The organism is Gilvibacter sp. SZ-19, from assembly GCF_002163875.1.
Lineage (GTDB): Bacteria > Bacteroidota > Bacteroidia > Flavobacteriales > Flavobacteriaceae > Gilvibacter.
Genome location: NZ_CP019333.1, coordinates 1,614,295 through 1,631,767, shown reverse-complemented (window position 1 = coordinate 1,631,767; position 17,473 = coordinate 1,614,295). Strand labels below are relative to the sequence as shown.

Below are 17,473 nucleotides of genomic sequence, written 5' to 3'. Positions count from 1 at the left end.
GCAAATATTATAGGAGTTTAAATACCATATATCGTTTTTCATCTTCCTCTTCTTGTTCCAGTACGGGAAAATGCAGGCCTTCCTCTGTGACAAAAAAATTGTCCCAGATCTGTATTTGTTCATGAGGGAGTTTATAAGAGAATACGGCTTCTGTTTCCAAATCTAGAACAACTAAAGACAAGCCAATCAGCTCAGCAGTTTCTTTCTCTGTTTCTGCATCAATTATCCTTCGAGATCCATGTTTAAAAAGCCGATAAATGTATCTTCCATTTGGATCTATGGCCATTGTCAAATAGGTAGGTGATTGATCTGGATTAGGCCCAATACTTATCCCCCCCTCAAAGGTTTTAACAAGAGTATTGTCAAAATACTGCTGGATAGTGGATACTTCTAGATCAGAATAGCCCGCATAATAGCTGGCAATCTTCTCATCTTTTCTAAAATGATAAATGCTGTCTCCTATCTCATAGCTGGTGTATAAGAGGTCACCATCTCTAACAATGTAAAAACCCATGTTTCTAATTCCACCGTTTTCGGCAGTAACCGTATTGTGAGCTAATATCTCGTCATAACCAGACACTAACTCGCGTTCATCCATATACACCTTTACTACCTCTTTAGATTTTATATCGTATACAACTCGCTTGAAATTGGGCTTTTGTTGATCTGGCAATACTTGACTGAATCCACAATCCAATTGATCACCCCTTAGTTGAGTAGCTTGGTCAAGATGAAAGGTTTTTCTTTTAAAGAACCCAGATTGTGATGTTAATTCTGTTTTGTCTTTAACCACCCCAAACTTGTCAATTATAAAGTAGGCATCCAGATTCGTGGCAAAAATGCTGTCCCAATTTTGCACAAAATAACTCAGGTGACCATACCTTAGTGGCAATTGATTAGGACCCTCTTGGTCAAGTACTATCTTATGCACTAGCACTCCTGAATCATAATGATAGGCATAGATGCTGTGATTTTTGCGGTTGAAGAAAGTAAAATAAAGACTGTCATTCAGCTCAGTCAGGTTTGGCTGTAAGTACTCGAACGAGGTTTCATTGTCAAGCGCAAATATCTTATCTGTTTGCCGAGTTAATTGTGGCTTTATTGGCACTTCTCTCTGGGAATTATCCGGACCACAAGCTAAGTATAGCAAGAAACAGCTAATGCCCATAAATTTTAATTTGAAGCTCAAAGTCAATTAGTTTGAATTAAATACACCCTCGACTCTAGCATCATGGGCCAAATTTAAATTGCCAGATACAATTATAGAATCCCCTACTTTTAAACTCCCTGGTTTAAGCGCATAGTGAGAATTATTCTCAGCTATCACATCTACATAATTCCATTTTGCCGATCCGTTCTCATAGACAAACACCACCTCACGGTTAGAACGCAGCACCAAAGCTTCTTTAGGAACTACAAAAACATTATCTAGAGGTTGGTTTATAAACACTTTGGCATTCATCCCGTCGTAAAGCCTGTTTCCAGCGTCTTTTATAGCTGCGCGGATAGTGATAAGACCGTTCCCGTCTACTAAGGGGTTGACAGAAGTGATTAAACCAGTGTATGTAGCTTGGTCATCAGAAAACGGAACAACATTTATCGCCTGCCCGATCGAAACAAAGTTAAATTCAGCTTCAAGCACAGCGAAAACAACATCCAGATTTTGCTGTTCGACCAAGGTACAAAACGCATCTGCTGAGGTTATATAATCACCTGCTCGGGTTTCAAGGTTGGCCACAAGGCCTGAAAAAGGAGCGCGGACATAGGTCTGTCGTAATTGTAATTTTGCCTCGTTTAAAGCATTGGCGGCCTCTTGCATTCCAGATCTTAGTTTTAAATTCTTTAAAACCTCATCAGGAATATTGTCTAGTCCGCTCATAGAAGCCCCGTAATTGATCTTATCTTCTTCAAATTGGGCTTTGGCCTTATCGAGCTGAATTTGAGCCTTATCTACTGCATTGATCTGTATGGCATTGTCTAATTGGGCCAATAGCTGGCCCTTGATCACTCTTTGGCCGTTACGCACATTGATTGTAGCGATCTGCCCATTGATCTCGAACCTAAGCTCACTTTTCTGTCTTGATTCAATTTTACCATTCGATATCAACTGTTTATCAAAAACTTGCTGTTCTAAAGCTACAATTTGTACTTGCGGAGCACTTTTGTCGAAGTTAGAAAGCTGTTCTTCCTGGATTGCAGCATTGGGGTCATTCTTACAACTACTGACCAAAAGTAAACCTGCAATATAGCATGTACTTATTGTGATACGAGATGGAATCAAAGATCCATAAAAATTGAACATGGGGCTGATCTTCATTTTAGGCAACTTAAGAAGAGTAATAATTACACTTGGTAATTCGCCCATTAACAACTTGACAGGGGAGGAGAATAAAGGTTAACAGACAAAGTACCAAGATAAGAAGTTTCATGTTATCACTCAAAAGTTAATTGATTTCCTCTCAGCTTAAAGCTAATAACAAAACGTCCGTTCGGATATTAGAAAGTATAAATTTAAAACTAGACCTTATTGCGGGCTCAGCTTATCTACCTCCTAGTTGTTGAGCAAATCTATCAAAGTTCTCCGCTAGGTTAAAGTAAAAAAACTGACTCAACCTGCCCTCTTCATACTTAAAGAAATAAACCATGGAATTTTTGTAAAAACTAGTATTCACCACTTCAAATCTCTTGTCATAGATGATATTATATTTGCCCCTTAAAGCATCGTTTAAGAAGAAATTAGCTTCTTTTTTGGTTTTGGAACTCATAACCAAATAGACAGAAGGATCCCCTCTAAAACTCTGTGCTTCCAGTAATCCTTTTATTTTCTCTAGACAGCTTGGACAAATATCCATTGGCAATACCAAATAAATTTCGTTTTGACCACTAATTTCTTGCCCCGATATATGGTTCAAATAACTCTCGAAATCGGCAGCTATATCGGAATATGCACCAGTCTGCTTACAGGCTAAAAAGAACAGAAGAACAAGACCCCAAAAAGCATTAGTCAGATATTTTCGCGTATTCATAGACCTCGTATTGGAAGGCGTCCTCATCAAAATTATCATTGTTGGGATTGTTTAATGATAGATAAAGAGCATCGTTGCTAATAAATGAACAACCCAAATTGTATGTGCTGGCCTCGAAACGGTGCTCAGAAATTTTGTCAAGACTCTCATCAAGGACTAATATCACGAAAGGCTTAGAATGCATATCGTTCAGGCTACCAGAATCTGGATCAACCAAAGGAACTCCTAATGAAATAAACATGAAATAACGCTTCTGCTTTGGGTTGTATAGCAATTTTTTATTCTGAAAAGCCTCTATATGAAAATTCATAATTCTTTCATAGTCGTTCATATGTATATACTTTTCAAAATAATCGCTCTTAAACTCTTTCGATTCCAATTTCCCATTCTTATACCAGTAAACTTTGTCACTAGTCGGAAAAGTAAACACAATACCTTTTTCTGCAGATGAAGTAACAATAGGAGTTAAATGTCCAGGATAACGAACAGGTTGCACATAATCCAGTTCATATTTCAGCGGAAGTGCTGACAACTTTCGGGAAGCGATATTAATCCGACCAAAAAGGGGGTCATTTACTGCCATTTTCATATTCCTAGAATTCAAATTTCTCGGAAACACCACGAAGGTTAATTCCTTGTTATCGAATATTCCTGAATTAGTACCCATTAATAAATGGACTTGGCCCAGCTCGAGATCCGGATTGGCATCACGAAATTTGATTTGATCGTAGATTTCTCCGCTGTCTGTGGTAAAATAGAGTGTTTGATTGTAAGGCCCCAGAAAGAAGATTGTGTCCTTGTTATGATAATAGAAATGTCCATTACCCAAAGTATTATCTCCTCCTTCGACCTTAGTGTTAGCAAGGCGTCTTAATTTCTGGCTAACCAGATCTAATTCTATTAATGACTTGTCGTTCTTGTTCGTATTTGAAATAATTAATTTTTCTTCTTCCGGCAGGTATTGATGCCTGAGATAATAGGGAGAAGTCTGCGAATCGATACTATAACGAACCGTCGTTTTTAAATTTAAAGTGTAATTGCCCTTTGATGATTGCTCAATACTCTCTGATTTACAACCGCACAAAAAGACAAGAACAAAAAGTAATAGTTGAAATTTCATAGCAAAAAAAAACGCATATGTAATACTATGCGCTTATTTTCTTAATTTAATAAGGCCTTATCAATTCGTTTCGATAATAACTGGGTCTAAGCCAATGCAATTTACCCAAAAGTCGATGCAAAAATCATGTCCAGCCATTAAAAACATGTCAAAAACAGGTTCATCCTGGGCAATGGCTTTCTCAGGGCTAGTAAAAATGGCTACACTTGCAAGTAATCCCATTCCAACAGCTAAGTTTCTCATTTTTCTTTTCATAAGTTTGTATTTAAACCCTACCTACTCTCTTTTGGCTTTTCGGTATCCGCCTATAATATCATAAGATAGATGGAAGTTAAGAATAAGTACCTTATAAAAGTTGCACTATAAGTGCAATTGACAATTCATATCAGCGGATAATTTTAACTACTTTTCCTTGAAGAAAATTAAACGGCACTACTCCAAAATTACGAGAATCAATTGAGCCATCTCGGTTGTCGCCTAAGACGAAAACATAGTCCTGCTTAAATGTATGCAAATTAGTTTCATTGCCAGAAGGAACAGGAGTTTGCCAATCCTCAAAATTCTCTAGGATATACTTGTAGAGTGGATAATTCTCCTTATTGATTAGCACAGTCAGACCTTCCCCGGGAACTATAAGAGGTCCATAATTATTCGCATCCCAATTTGGGTGTTGACTCCCTCCCAGCAGGCGGGAACCTTTTGTAATTGTGTCCGGACCAATGCTTAGGTTCTTATTTGCCTCCTCGTTCACAAATACCCGATATTCTGAATTTGATAAATTTCTTATTGACCTCTTTCCCAGAGTGTTGGTGACAAGATAGTTTTTGCAGTATTGCTCTTTATCGGGAAGTAGGCTGCCATTTATTGAAACTTGCCCATTTGCTATTAGAAGGGTGTCTGTGGGTAAACCAACGATTCTTTTTACATAATACTTATCGATTTGGTCAATAGCCTTAAAAACGACAATATCCTCTCTTTGATAATCTTTAAAGGGATTCAATGAAGTAAAGGGTTGGAAGTTTATCGTGTCTACATGAGATTTAAATAAATTACCAAAAACAGGGATCTCTTTCCAACTTCTGGGTATACGAGAACCGTAGGCTACCTTGTTGGTAAGAACATATTCTCCTTTAGAAATAGTTCTTTCCATGGAGGCTGTCGGCACGTAGTAGTAGTCAAAAAATAAAGTACGTATTAACACAGCAAATAGTACGGGTGTCGCAATGTAAAACAGAAGCGATATTAATTTTAAAACAATGGATGGAAGCCGAGGTCTTAGAATAGAATACAGATAGCCCGTAGTAACAAAATCGAATACAATCAACAAAAAGATAAACACCAATACGAGCCGCGACCAGACTAAAAATACAAGGCTAACTACCACGAGCAAAACGAAAATGATCTTTCTGCCTGGGTTTATATTTGATGCTTCTGGCAAGCTGAAAAATATTATTTATTAAATGAACTTATACCTTTTTTTGGCTCAATAGATCGTACCTCTCATAATTAACAAAAGGACCACCTTTGACTTTTCAAAATAGACATTGGCTTTTTGCTCAAAAAAGCCAGTGATTTCATTATTGTACTGTAAGGTAATGAAAGTTCTCTGCCCCGGTTTGATCGGGCTAGAATCCCAGTCGATAACTGTACAATCACAGTCAGCATCAATGGATTCTATTCGAATTGGATTAGTTCCATCGTTTGTGATCTCGAAGGTAGCTTTAGATTCACCGCTCTGAGCAACTCTACCAATATCAATTATATTTTCCTTCAAGGTTGCCTTTACTTCAACAGGTGCATCTTCCTTTTTTAACCATATATTATATGCCTTAATACCCGAAAGGGACAAAAGAATTACAAGCGCTACCGTCCATATAATCTTTTCTTTCATTGGGTTGGATCAATTGAAGTTATAAAAAAACAGTAGGTCGCTGTTCTCGTAATTCAAAGAGTCTAAGGCTGGTAACAAGTCGGGGTTTATATTCTGCAATACACCAGTAAATTCATCACTGAGTTCTTTGTAGATTTCAAAGCGCTCAAATTGTAAACCGCTGATGTATTCGCTAGTACTACTTTTACCCACAGGTATTTCCAAAAATCGCAGTGTGAGGTCGTCGGCCTTATTTTGAGGAATATAGGTTTTATCGGCATCCTTGAAATAATAAGCCAGATTATACATACTCTCGTTTATAAAAGAGAATGCTATCATATTCGAATCCACATAGTACTTATTGGTTAAATATGCCACATCTCTGGCATTGGTTTTTGCGTCAAAACCAGGAAGATCGAACTTTTGTTCTTCTGGCCAGGTTTTTGGCCCAAAATTAAAGCGGTATACGGGTGTGAAATTGAGTTCATTATCCAGAGAAAGAATAACTGAAGAAGACTTGTAAGTGAAATACACCTTATCTGCCGATTTATTCATGCCTCCAGACAATCCAAAACTTTTGTAATCATCATAGTCATCAGGATATTTCCCGAAATAGCCAGTAGGAGTTCCAGTTTTTGTGTCTACTATTTTTATAGCGTATTGACCAGGTTCTATATAGCCGATGGAACAGGCCAGTACGTTGGGCGCTAAAACCGAGAGTGATTCTGGGTAGAATCCTTTAAAATCAACCTTTCGCACAAAATCGTTTTTTGAATTGTAAATCGTCAAACGAATTTGTGCATCTAGAATTATGATCTCATCATTCTTCTTATCAATATCGAAATCAAAGATAGATTCATATTCCTTTGGGCCACCACCTCGGATGCCTACTTTATTTAGAAACTTACCACTCTGGTCAAATACGAGGATATTCGATTTTTTCTTATCAAGAACAAAAAATTTATTCTTGTGTTCAATTACTTTGTCTATGCTCGCCAAGGCATCTATTTCCGCTATTTCCATTAATGGAATGAATCTACTCTCACCAAATAGCGAAGCTAGGCGTACTTCTAAGTTCTTTTCGGCCTGGGTAATGTCAATTAATGAGGCTTGTTGATAATCTATGTGATCCTCTTTTTCAACACAACTTACCGAGAACAATAGCATAAAACAAATAAGAATTTGAGGCAGCATTCTTTTCATAACCATTTACGAATTCCGTGAAACATTAAATGTAATGAGATTAAATACAATAAATAAAGTAGCGCAGTCCATAAAGGGCCGACACTACTTAGCTATTCAGGTTTTAGTTTTTACTACTGATTCGTTCCATCAGGGCAAGGGTTTGGAGCACAATTACCTCCGCCTTGTACACATAGAGTTCCGATAGATGCATAGAAACCTTCGTTATTGAAACAAGGAATTTCCATAATCTTCTTCACAGGTCCTATTACACTAGCATCCGATTGAAAATAGCCGTAAAAACTCAACGAAAATGCCGACACCGCTGCTACGACAGTTAATAATTTTAGTTTTTTCATGAATATTAGTTTTAGGATTAATTATTGTTTTCGTCGCCGCATGGATTTGGAACACAATAACCTTCGCCTTGGATACATTCGGCTCCTGATCCAGTTAATCTTCCAGCTGCATCTCTGCAGTCAATTTGATTAATTTTTTTTGCCTCTGTAAACGATGCTTCTGCCGAGGTGGTATTAACCAGACTCAAACATGTAAAGGCCACTCCTGCAGCTAGGGTGAATAATTTTAGTTTTCTCATGATCTCGTGATTACGGAATTAATCTTTTTGTTTTTCAAGAATATTGAAAGAAACGCGATAAATTTTGCGCATATAGTGCAAATATGTTTTTTGGAACGAAATTTCTCGGCTGATATCTTTTGATCGGAATTTTAAAAAGAACAACTGTTCTGTGTGAGAATACCTCAACGGAAATTTTAGAGCAACTAAATAATACCCATAGATTTAGCCTTTAAGATAAGGGCTCGGTTGCTTTGATCTAAAACCCCAAGCTTTTCTTTAAGCCGCTTTTTACGATACTCTATAGCTCGTTTAGATAGCAGCAAAGACGCTCTCATTTCTTTATTCGTTGAGCCTTGGTTTAACTCGTTGAGCATTTTTAGGTCGGTTTTATCCATACCTAGTTCCTTTAAGGGATTTTTATTGAGATAGGCTGTTGTACTTTGGCAATAATAATTGCCGCCAGTAACCACGGCCGCTATAGCACGATCTATCTCCCATGCTTTGATACTGCTCTTTACTAAGCAACCCTTGGGATTGAGCTCTGCAAAAATACGGTGCAGGTGCCACCAGGAATAATTTGCTGTAGCCACAATAAGCGGCGTTTCACTGTATTGCTTAAGTAGCAGGTTTCCCACATCGATACCGTTGAATAAATTGTATTGTGAACTGGCGGGAATTCGAAGATCCAAAATTACCAGATCAAATGGGGTTACGCTTTTGGATATATAGAAATAAGCTTTCTCACAATTATTGGCTTCATAAACACTAAGAACCTTTTGAGCTTGCTGGACGTAACTCTCTAGTTTAGATACGTAAACATTACGCACAAGAGGTTCGTCCTCTACCAATAGTACTCTGAAAGGCTTGTACATAGACAATTTGCATTTAGAACAATGCTGTTCCTAAACAACTAGTTGTGCAATCAGTTATTTACAACTGACCTCAATTATATAAATCGGGGAGAATCACGAAGTTATCAGAATTTCTGCAAACTCAAAATGCATCATCAAATTTTCTAGCTCTTCTTAAGCTAAATAGGGGCAGATAAATTAGTATTCCTACAAAAGAAAAAAGCAGACCGCCTATAGTCCCCGCTCCTAGGGCAAACCAAAAAACTTCATTCTGCCCGTCAGCCACAAAGGGTATAAAACCGAGAATGGTAGAGATAATGGTAAGTGAAATTGGGAATATCTTCTGCCTGAAGGCTTTTATATAAGCTGAGAGTCCATCCATACCGGTCTTTCGCAAAAAGTTGAAATCATTTATAATAAATATAGATGCATTGACAGTGAGTCCACTAAGCAAAACAAAACTGGCCAAACCGCCTTGATCAAAATTATAATCAAACCAGTAAAAGGTCAAAAACACCCCAATAAAAGAAATGGGAATCACGCTTAAAATTATAAATGGCTGCGTAAAGCTTTCGAAAAGTGTTGAGCAAAGCAGATATATTATGGCAATAACCAAAAGAAGTAGCCAAGTATATTGCGAGGTTTCCTCTGTTTTGAAAAAACTTAGACTCCTCTGGCTACGCTCAAAGGTAAAACCAATGGGTAATGTAGGATTAATACTGTCTAGGGTCTTGCTCAAAAATCGGCTTCCGAATTTTGCAGCACCAGTATATTGAAATTTTATTTTTCTCAGATATTCCTGATTCTCTTTATCGATATTCTCTTGCTCTTTTACCTTTACCACCGTTCCTACATTGGCGAAGCGTTTTGGGAAATCAAGACTGTCCATTGGGTTGTTCTTAATATTCCAAAGGTCAAAGTCATAAGCCCTTGTAGATTCAAAACGCAAGGGATAGTTTTGCCCTGCCAATGTTAAATTAAGATCTGTGTTCTTTTGCAAGCTAACATCTTGTAGTTGCCGCATAAAACGCTGTGGCGAACTGCCTTGCAATGCCAGGGCCTGTTTGTCTAAGCTAAACTGATATTCATAACCGGACTTTCTTGAAAAGTCACTATTGTCAGTGATTTGGGCTTCCTGTATACGGGGATGTGCCTCTAGTGCTTCCTTTAATTGCAGAGCTAATTCACTTAATTTTTCATAATTGTAGCCTCTAGCCTGTACCGAATAATTATTGATAGCCCCAACAGCATTACTGTTGTTAAAGCCTTGTCCAACACCGTAAATACTCCATTCTAAGCCGCCAAAATCTAAGGCTTTTCTAATTAATCTGGCCTTTAGTTGATTAGGAAATGCTGTGTTTACAAAATCCTCTTTAAAGGTTATTTCCATACGGGCGTAATCTCCACTATATACATTGGTCACATACCTATCCACTTCGACCATTGGACTCAAATAATTCTCCAAACCAAGAAAAACCTCATTCATTTGATGCACTGTGGCTCCTTTTTCCATGCTGCCTATAACATAAAGTTTTGTCTCTTCGTTACGGCTGTAAAAGGCATTCTCATAAACGAAGTACGAAAAGAGTCTGAAACTACCCCCTAGATATTTGTCAACAGAAGGCCGTATATGCTCTAAATACCACTCATTACCCAGTGTATTGTTATACGCTTTTTGGTACCAGGTTTGATTGCTCTCTAATTGTTTTGGAAGCATAAAGAAAGGCACACCAAAGATCAGGATGAGCAAGATGATAGCCACTTTCTTATACCCGAGTAAGAACCGTAGTAAATTTGCATATTTTGGATAGAACCAGACCGAGAATCTCTCAATCGCTACATTTTTTTGCTTTGTCTTGTATGCGATCCGCTTTAGAATCGCGGGCACCATATAAAATGCAATTACCAAGGAGACGCCAAGGTTTATACTTATAACTTTAGCAAAGTCTATCAAATTTAGTTTGTACTCATCATCCAGAAAGTTGATTACGCTCAAAGCACCCATTGTAGTTAAGGTTGAGGCCAATATGGGAATAATGATTTTTTTGTTTCCCTGCATTCTGAGGTGATCTGTCATTACGATAATATTGTCAATGATAATGCCTAAAGAAATTGTTATTCCCGCCAGAGAATACAACTGAATCTCCACCCTGAATAAATAATAGAATACAAAAGCAATACAAATATTTGCGACCAGGCAGATAACCACCGTAAAGAGATATCGCAAAGACAAGCTCACCAAACCTATGAACAATAGTAGGATTATGAGGGTGTAAATACTGCGCTTATAGATCTTACTTAGTTCTTCCTGTAGGTATGTGGTACTGTCGTAATCTTTTACGATTGTATAGTCTGATGGCAGTGTTTTCTGAATCTCATCCAACAGTAGGACAACCTCTTTTGCAAGGGCGATAGTGTTTGCGTCTTTGGTCGCGTTCAAACCAATAGTGATGGCATTTTTACCATTGACACGGTAATAGCTTCTGGCTTCTTGTTCCTGCTTGCGTATCTGAGATATCTCATCGAGGTAAACTATCTTTCCTCCAACCTCAGTTAAGGGAATATGCCATTGTAATTGCTGCGGCCCAGGTTTAACCACCACGTTGAATTCCAGCATACTTTGATGCACCTTTCCTATCGAAACTCGTTCGAACAGGCGGTCTACTGCAAAGACAAGCTGCTGCTTCCCTATATTTAAGGCCCTTAATTTATCATTGTTAAAACTAATAAGGAACTCTAAAGGATTGGCACCATTAACGTTCACTTGATCAATGCCACTCAAAGAACCGATCTGGGGAACAATACGCGCACTTACTGTCTCTTGTATCTCCAAACGAGAACGCGGGGCATTAACACTATAAGATAAAAAAACACCTTGTTGATCATCATCCGGGCGGTTAACACTGATCACAGGATAACTACAGTTAACCGGAAAGCTTTTATACAATTGCCGTATCACAGTGGCTACTTCGAAACGAGCTATGTCTATATCGGCATATTTATCAAAACTGATCTGTACATATCCTCTAGATTTCGAAGACCTTGAACTTATCTTTTCTATATTCCGAAGGGTACTAAAACCACCTTCCAAGGTAGCTGTGATCTGCTGTTCGACAGATTTAGAAGATGCCCCAGGCCAACTGTAATCAACACGTATAGAAGGAGGTGTTTTACTTGGGTTTAAGCGCAATGACAAACGCGAAGCCAAACCGAGACCTATTATGGTCAAGACCATAATAACAACTAATATTTTAAAGGAAGAAAACTTCAAGTTGGTTAAGAATTACCATTGTAGGGAGAGGCTTAAATTAAACAAAATGGTGGTTATTTGCCTTAACAACTACGAAATATAAAGAATATCAATTAAGAAGGATGTTCTAAAATTATAGTGCTCGTTTGTCTAAATACATTTTTGCTTCTTCAATTTTAAAGTCGCTTATGTTCAGATGATAAATGCATTTACCATCTTTCATATCAACAATCATTGGTTTGGAAAAACCTGTTTCATATTGTGATATCACAAACTTATCATCAACTAAAATGTTATCATACAAATCATACAAATTTTGAATTTGTAATACCCTTTCCGTATCAAAAGTTTCACCAACTAAGATTAGCTGTACATTGTATTTTGTACTACTTAACAAACCTATATTTAACTTTATGCAGTTATCACAGCCGTTGATTGGAAGCAAAAAATAAATATTCTCTCCCTCTAAATTGTCAACTTGAAGTTCTTGTGTTAAGTAAGCAGTAAAATCTTCACAGTAAGCATAAGCACCTTCATTTTTACAAGAAACCAATATCTGGTTAAAAATTAATATGAGTAAAAATGTTCTCGCTCTCATCTTCGATATTTTTAGAGTTTATCAATATACCAGAAGGTGTTGGTGTTACGGCAAAAAAGGTAAATGCTGATCCATCGAAAGCCATTTCGCCAATTTTAATCATGTTCTCATCAAAAGCGATAATTGAGAAACTCCTGTTAAAAGTTGGGTTATTTAATCTATTGGTTAACGGATTCTTTAAGGGTTGTTCATGTACAACCACTCTGTAAAATCTATTCGATTCCTCCTCGTACATAAGCCGATTATACGACCCATTGGTTGTTATAAAGCTGATATACTTTTGGGCATCTCGCTTTCTTGGTAATTTTTCAAAAGTGTTTAAAAAATTACTCTTGCCGTCAAAAACCCCTACTAAACTGTCATTATTTGCCTGATACTTATAAATGTTGTGATCGTATTTCATAGACAAAAAATAGATCCCTTTATCAAAAAAGGGAATGTAGCTTAAATTGTAATTATTGGGTCTTAAAAAATCTTGATTCGCGTATTGGTCTGGCCATTCCCCGAATGATTCTAAAAAATTCTCGCTCTCCAGATTAAATTTTCTTGCAAAAGCCTTTTTGTAAAATTCCTTATCAGAATCAAAATTGTAAGGTGGAAATGTTCTAAAATGAATATTCTTGTTTGTAAGATCGAAATGAAATGAATATGAATCAACAGTTGTAATTTCGAAAAAGTCATCAGTTTGTCCACTTTCATATACATCATTGATATTCCATATCTTCTTAATAACTCCCTTGCTATTTATTAAGCAGAGTTTGGCATTTTTATTCGAGAAAAGGAAAATAGAATCCAGATTCACAGCTAAAAAATCACCAAATTCCAATTTGCGCTTTAGGAATTGGTCCGTATTGTAAAAATCTAGAATGGTGTCAATTTTCTTTGCTGTGAGATTGACAAGTTCCAACTTCTGTTGCGAGGTATTAAGCGTAATAAAATACAGGGAGTCCTTTTGACGCAGCACCTTCTTAGATTTCCCCGTGCCTAAATAATTCCAATCTTTTATTGAAAAGGTATCTGTACTTAATTTTTCAAGCTTTTGATTCTCCTTATAATCTATTCCAACTTCTTTAGAGTTTCGGGAACAAGAAAAAAGGATAATTACCAGTGAAATAAACCAAATCTTCATATAGTAAATTAAAAAAGGAAGAATACTCTTCCTTTTACTTGTAATTAAATTCTTTTAGTCAAGGCATTAAAGAATGTTATTGGTTTGTACGAAACTGATAACATATCCAAGTAGTGATATCACAAAGATCACCCACACCTCCACACATATATCTATACCCCGAAAAGCACTCTTCAGTTTCTTGAATAACTTCAGTATTACCTCTCAAACTACGCGAAGAAGTATCTTTTGCGTTGATACTATCCAGATTTAGTATTGACGGTGCAAACAAAAAGGCGAATACGATTGCGAATAATACATTTTTTTTCATAATTATGATTTAAGCACCTACTCTATCCAAGGCTTTTCGGTTTACGCCTACAATTAAACCTTGAATGTAAGTATGGTTGAATAATTAATATTGCACTTTTAGTGCAATTTTAATATGCAATTGAGTTGTACCTTTAACATATAAAATTGGTTACTGAGATGTTCAACCCACTTTTCGTTTTTTTATCTACTTCATATGCAAACGAAAATTCTAATTATTCTGGGGGTATTTCTCATTGCCTTATTCGGTTGTAATAGTAAATCTGAGTCTACTAAAAAACCCATTGATGGGGAGCCAATAGCCAACATTTCATCTGTAGTTCGGGATACCTTAAGCATAAAACTAAAGCCTGAACTCAGTCAATATTATAACACCACGGCATTTGACAGTAAATCAAGTTTGTATTACGGCTATAACGAGGTCAAACACGCTATAGATATCTTCAATTTCGAGAGTGAAGCCTATGTAAGAAGCATACAATTAGAAATAGAAGGGCCAAATTCAGTGCAACCCTTTAACGAAATCACAGTCGTAAATGACACTATTTTTCTAATTGGATATTTCTACTTTACCGTAATGGATGCTGATGGCAATATAAAGAGGAAAATTCCAATAAACAGTAATTCAGATAAACCTTATTATTTGAACCATTTCCTATATCCTGATAAAGATAATGGATTGATCTACCAAAGGGAAACGGGTAAATTTTTCATCAAAAATGCCAATATGCAGGTATCCAAACAAAAGGACGTTAAAGGTTTTTTTAGATCCTTCAAAGTTTTAGGGGAATACGACCTAAAAAACGATGAGGCAAAAATTTTGGATATTGGTTTTCCTGAGGCATACTTAGAAAAGGATTTTGGTTTTAATGAGATCGTCTTTGCAGATAGCGATAACAAGAATATTTATCTAGTCTATTCTGGACTACCAGAGCTACAGGTTTACAACATAGCCTCTGGTGAAACGACAAACTATGAACTATCTACAGAAGGGTTGGAAGATGTCAATATGGACTACAAAAAAATCAGTGATGCAGGGGCAGATATGACCGATATTAGCAATCTACTCAACGCATACATATTTAACTCTAATTATGGGCCTATCTTTGTTAACAACACAATAATTGCACGTGTATATCAAGGAGCAGTGCCAGAAAGTGTTCCGGTTTACGAAGCAAATAAGCATCCCAAAAAATCTGCAGTTCAGTTATTTGATAAAGGGAGCTTACAGCTATTAAAAAACATTGATCTAGGATTTACAATCACGTTTTCGGGCATTTATTTGCAGGGTAACACCATGTATTTTCAAACACTATCAGAAAACGAAGACGAGCTTCAATTTATTCGTCTGACCTGGGACTAAACAAATCTCTAAAAACTCCACAATTCAATTAGGATGGGATTCTTATAACGAATTAATTTCATGGCCTTCGGCCAATTGCCCTCCTTTTTGACTTTCTTCATTAAAAACAAGTTTTTACGATCAAAACGGGATTGTTTTTTCACTACGTGAAAAAACATCCTCGGAAGGAGGTCTTGTATCGATTCAATTTTATGGCCTTCGGCCAATTGCGTTTTTTTTGTTTCCTGCTTTTAAAAAGTACTAGCTAAATTTAGAGACGGGATTCATTTTTGCTTCACAAAAATGGTCCGCAGGGGTGGTCCTGCAATAAAGTGGACCCTTACTGCCTCCGGCAGTAGTGTTTTTTATTTCCTGCTTTTAAAAAGTACTAGCTAAATTTAGAGACGGGATTCATTTTTGCTTCGCAAAAATGGTCCACAGGGGTGGTCCAGCAATAAAGTGAACCCTTACCTCCTGCTTGCAGCAGGAGAAGTCTTTTTTTGTTTCCTACGCCTCAAAAGCAAGCTTTTGGGCTTGGAAACAAAAAAACCCTTCACTTAATCGTGAAGGGTTCTACTTTGTTGCGGTCTGGACGGGACTCGAACCCGCGACCCCCTGCGTGACAGGCAGGTATTCTAACCAACTGAACTACCAGACCAATTTTTATCATCCTCCGAAGCTTCGGCGAAGGAGGACATCAACAACAGTTGATTTTAGATAAAATTGTTACCATACTTTTTGGAGGTTTAACGCCCCAGGCTGTAATAGCGAATGCAAATATACAGTTCAATTTGAATGTGGCAAATATAAATTTAAGAAATTTTACACCTAGGCGAACTTTTGTCGTTCCACCAAATAAGTGGTCAAAATAGTATCAAATGCCTTGCGAACATCGGCTTCAACATATTTGATTCTATACTGGCCGCATTGCAATCGGATCGCCTCAAAATAATTGGAGATAGCCGTCTGATAATCATCGCGTACCGAGTCCGCATAAAGATTTATATGTTCACCTGTCTCCACATCTACAAAGCGCTTAGGACGGTTATTGAAATCGAAATTCCACTCCAACTCCTTATCAAAAACGTGAAAGAGCACCACCTCGTGCTTGTTATACTTTAAATGTTGTAATGCTTCGAACAGAGCCTCTCGAGAAGCTTCGGTCTGGAACATATCGGTAAAGAGAAACACCAAGGAACGGCGCTTCATCTTTTCTGCAATCTGATGTAAAAAGGTATAAGTCTGGGTCTGCTTGGATCGGCCGGGTTTTATTATGGCCGCATTGAGCTGATGCAACAACTGCTGATGATGCCTTTCGCTCCCCTTTTCATTCACGTAATACTCATAAGTATCAGAATAGATACTCATCCCAACGGCGTCCCGTTGACGTTTGAGCAGGTTCATTATTGCTGCTGCAGCCAAAGCAGAGAACGAGATCTTGTTGAGCGAGTCTATCGAATATTCTTTAAGCTCCGGATAATGCATGGAACTAGAATTGTCAATGATCAAATGACACCGCAGATTGGTTTCTTCTTCGTAGCGTTTGGTGTAGAGCTTATCGGTCTTGGCATAAAGCTTCCAGTCTATATGCTTAGTTGATTCTCCGGGATTATAGATCTTGTGTTCGGCAAACTCCGCAGAAAAACCGTGAAATGGACTCTTGTGCAAACCAGAGATAAATCCTTCTACCACTTGGGCAGCGAGTAGTTCCAAGTTTTTAAAACCCGATATCTCGTTGATTTCCTTTTGAATGTCCATATAAGGCTAAACTAAAAAAGGTTGACCGTTAAGCCAACCTTTTCAAGTTAATAGTTCTATAAATTAATTGAGTAACGACTCAATTGCTTCTGCATATACGTTCTTTGGAGCTACACCAACCTGACGTCCTACTACTTCTCCATTTTGGAAAACCAATACAGTCGGGATATTGCGTACACCGTATTTAGCAGCAAATTCCTGATGTGCATCTACATCAACTTTTCCTACTACGGCCTTGCCTTCGTATTCCGCACTCAATTCATCAATGATAGGGCCTACCATGCGACATGGTCCGCACCAAGCAGCCCAAAAGTCAACCATTACAGGTTTGTCACTCTTAAGAACGGTTTCTTCAAAGGTTGCATCTGTTATTTCTAAAGCCATGGTGTTTTAAATTTTATGTTACACAAAAGTAGTCTTTTTTTATTCTGTTCCTTACAAGGAGCATATTAGAAAAC

General features: G+C 37.4%; 17 protein-coding genes and 1 tRNA gene. 1 reads left to right on the top strand and 17 read right to left on the bottom strand.

Translation table 11 applies throughout. The features are described from left to right. Positions 1 to 7: 7 nt before the first annotated feature. The 14 genes from BTO09_RS07535 to BTO09_RS07475 all read right to left on the bottom strand — a co-directional run bounded on the left by BTO09_RS07535 (position 8) and on the right by BTO09_RS07475 (position 13,606). The gene (locus BTO09_RS07535) at positions 8 to 1,189 is read right to left on the bottom strand and encodes a DUF4221 family protein (protein ID WP_157663458.1); all 1,182 of its coding nucleotides are present in this window, start codon (positions 1,187 to 1,189) and stop codon (positions 8 to 10) included. A gap of 6 nt (positions 1,190 to 1,195) precedes the next feature. Then, positions 1,196 to 2,317 (bottom strand): efflux RND transporter periplasmic adaptor subunit, encoded by a 1,122-nt coding sequence (locus BTO09_RS07530; protein ID WP_157663457.1) that lies wholly within the window; start codon positions 2,315 to 2,317, stop codon positions 1,196 to 1,198. 223 nt (positions 2,318 to 2,540) lie between these two features. Beyond that, positions 2,541 to 3,026, bottom strand: a complete 486-nt coding sequence (locus BTO09_RS07525; RefSeq protein ID WP_087524195.1) for a hypothetical protein — start codon at positions 3,024 to 3,026, stop codon at positions 2,541 to 2,543. Continuing rightward, on the bottom strand, positions 3,001 to 4,146 hold the full coding sequence (locus tag BTO09_RS07520) for a DUF4221 family protein (RefSeq protein WP_087524194.1): 1,146 nt from the start codon (positions 4,144 to 4,146) through the stop codon (positions 3,001 to 3,003). Before BTO09_RS07520 ends, BTO09_RS07525 begins: the two co-directional genes overlap by 26 nt. Positions 4,147 to 4,206: 60 nt before the next feature. Continuing rightward, entirely contained in the window at positions 4,207 to 4,401 is a 195-nt protein-coding gene (locus BTO09_RS07515) for a hypothetical protein (RefSeq protein ID WP_157663456.1), read from the bottom strand. 130 nt (positions 4,402 to 4,531) lie between these two features. Continuing rightward, positions 4,532 to 5,485 (bottom strand): signal peptidase I, encoded by a 954-nt coding sequence (gene lepB / locus BTO09_RS07510; protein ID WP_255396801.1) that lies wholly within the window; start codon positions 5,483 to 5,485, stop codon positions 4,532 to 4,534. Between the two features lie 144 nt (positions 5,486 to 5,629). After that, positions 5,630 to 6,037, bottom strand: coding sequence for a DUF1573 domain-containing protein (locus BTO09_RS07505; RefSeq protein WP_087524191.1), 408 nt, complete (start codon positions 6,035 to 6,037; stop codon positions 5,630 to 5,632). Positions 6,038 to 6,046: 9 nt separating this feature from the next. After that, complete coding sequence (locus BTO09_RS07500) at positions 6,047 to 7,219, bottom strand: 6-bladed beta-propeller (RefSeq protein ID WP_157663454.1); 1,173 nt, start codon at positions 7,217 to 7,219, stop codon at positions 6,047 to 6,049. Between the two features lie 113 nt (positions 7,220 to 7,332). Further along, positions 7,333 to 7,557, bottom strand: a complete 225-nt coding sequence (locus tag BTO09_RS14480) for a hypothetical protein (protein ID WP_157663453.1) — start codon at positions 7,555 to 7,557, stop codon at positions 7,333 to 7,335. Positions 7,558 to 7,574: 17 nt separating this feature from the next. Further along, complete coding sequence (locus BTO09_RS07495) at positions 7,575 to 7,796, bottom strand: hypothetical protein (RefSeq protein WP_087524189.1); 222 nt, start codon at positions 7,794 to 7,796, stop codon at positions 7,575 to 7,577. A 185-nt stretch (positions 7,797 to 7,981) separates the two neighbouring features. Next, on the bottom strand, positions 7,982 to 8,650 hold the full coding sequence (locus BTO09_RS07490) for a response regulator (RefSeq protein WP_087524188.1): 669 nt from the start codon (positions 8,648 to 8,650) through the stop codon (positions 7,982 to 7,984). Positions 8,651 to 8,771: 121 nt separating this feature from the next. Then, positions 8,772 to 11,900, bottom strand: a complete 3,129-nt coding sequence (locus tag BTO09_RS07485; RefSeq protein WP_255396787.1) for an efflux RND transporter permease subunit — start codon at positions 11,898 to 11,900, stop codon at positions 8,772 to 8,774. Between the two features lie 112 nt (positions 11,901 to 12,012). Then, positions 12,013 to 12,477 (bottom strand): hypothetical protein, encoded by a 465-nt coding sequence (locus tag BTO09_RS07480; protein ID WP_157663452.1) that lies wholly within the window; start codon positions 12,475 to 12,477, stop codon positions 12,013 to 12,015. Continuing rightward, on the bottom strand, positions 12,440 to 13,606 hold the full coding sequence (locus BTO09_RS07475) for a hypothetical protein (RefSeq protein WP_087524185.1): 1,167 nt from the start codon (positions 13,604 to 13,606) through the stop codon (positions 12,440 to 12,442). Before BTO09_RS07475 ends, BTO09_RS07480 begins: the two co-directional genes overlap by 38 nt. Positions 13,607 to 14,111: 505 nt before the next feature. Here BTO09_RS07475 and BTO09_RS07470 point away from each other — a divergent pair. Further along, positions 14,112 to 15,278: a DUF4221 family protein gene (locus tag BTO09_RS07470; protein ID WP_087524184.1), complete on the top strand. Its 1,167-nt coding sequence runs from the start codon at positions 14,112 to 14,114 to the stop codon at positions 15,276 to 15,278. A gap of 563 nt (positions 15,279 to 15,841) precedes the next feature. Here BTO09_RS07470 and BTO09_RS07460 read toward each other — a convergent pair. The 3 genes from BTO09_RS07460 to trxA all read right to left on the bottom strand — a co-directional run bounded on the left by BTO09_RS07460 (position 15,842) and on the right by trxA (position 17,399). Then, positions 15,842 to 15,915, bottom strand: a tRNA-Asp gene (locus BTO09_RS07460). 170 nt (positions 15,916 to 16,085) lie between these two features. Beyond that, positions 16,086 to 17,015 carry a DUF58 domain-containing protein gene (locus BTO09_RS07455; RefSeq protein WP_087524182.1) on the bottom strand — a complete coding sequence of 310 codons (930 nt, stop codon included), beginning with the start codon at positions 17,013 to 17,015 and terminating at the stop codon, positions 16,086 to 16,088. Between the two features lie 63 nt (positions 17,016 to 17,078). Further along, positions 17,079 to 17,399: a thioredoxin gene (gene trxA, locus BTO09_RS07450; RefSeq protein ID WP_087524181.1), complete on the bottom strand. Its 321-nt coding sequence runs from the start codon at positions 17,397 to 17,399 to the stop codon at positions 17,079 to 17,081. Positions 17,400 to 17,473: the final 74 nt, after the last annotated feature.

Bases quoted from the DNA above. Each gene is read 5' to 3' on its own strand.
- BTO09_RS07480 (WP_157663452.1), bottom strand. From the start codon at position 12,477: ATGAGAGCGAGAACATTTTTACTCATATTAATTTTTAACCAGATATTG.
- BTO09_RS07490 (WP_087524188.1), bottom strand. From the start codon at position 8,650: ATGTACAAGCCTTTCAGAGTACTATTGGTAGAGGACGAACCTCTTGTG.
- BTO09_RS14480 (WP_157663453.1), bottom strand. From the start codon at position 7,557: ATGAAAAAACTAAAATTATTAACTGTCGTAGCAGCGGTGTCGGCATTT.
- BTO09_RS07520 (WP_087524194.1), bottom strand. From the start codon at position 4,146: ATGAAATTTCAACTATTACTTTTTGTTCTTGTCTTTTTGTGCGGTTGT.
- BTO09_RS07515 (WP_157663456.1), bottom strand. From the start codon at position 4,401: ATGAAAAGAAAAATGAGAAACTTAGCTGTTGGAATGGGATTACTTGCA.
- BTO09_RS07505 (WP_087524191.1), bottom strand. From the start codon at position 6,037: ATGAAAGAAAAGATTATATGGACGGTAGCGCTTGTAATTCTTTTGTCC.
- BTO09_RS07495 (WP_087524189.1), bottom strand. From the start codon at position 7,796: ATGAGAAAACTAAAATTATTCACCCTAGCTGCAGGAGTGGCCTTTACA.
- BTO09_RS07475 (WP_087524185.1), bottom strand. From the start codon at position 13,606: ATGAAGATTTGGTTTATTTCACTGGTAATTATCCTTTTTTCTTGTTCC.
- BTO09_RS07500 (WP_157663454.1), bottom strand. From the start codon at position 7,219: ATGAAAAGAATGCTGCCTCAAATTCTTATTTGTTTTATGCTATTGTTC.
- BTO09_RS07470 (WP_087524184.1), top strand. From the start codon at position 14,112: ATGCAAACGAAAATTCTAATTATTCTGGGGGTATTTCTCATTGCCTTA.
- BTO09_RS07525 (WP_087524195.1), bottom strand. From the start codon at position 3,026: ATGAATACGCGAAAATATCTGACTAATGCTTTTTGGGGTCTTGTTCTT.
- BTO09_RS07530 (WP_157663457.1), bottom strand. From the start codon at position 2,317: ATGAAGATCAGCCCCATGTTCAATTTTTATGGATCTTTGATTCCATCT.
- trxA (WP_087524181.1), bottom strand. From the start codon at position 17,399: ATGGCTTTAGAAATAACAGATGCAACCTTTGAAGAAACCGTTCTTAAG.
- BTO09_RS07455 (WP_087524182.1), bottom strand. From the start codon at position 17,015: ATGGACATTCAAAAGGAAATCAACGAGATATCGGGTTTTAAAAACTTG.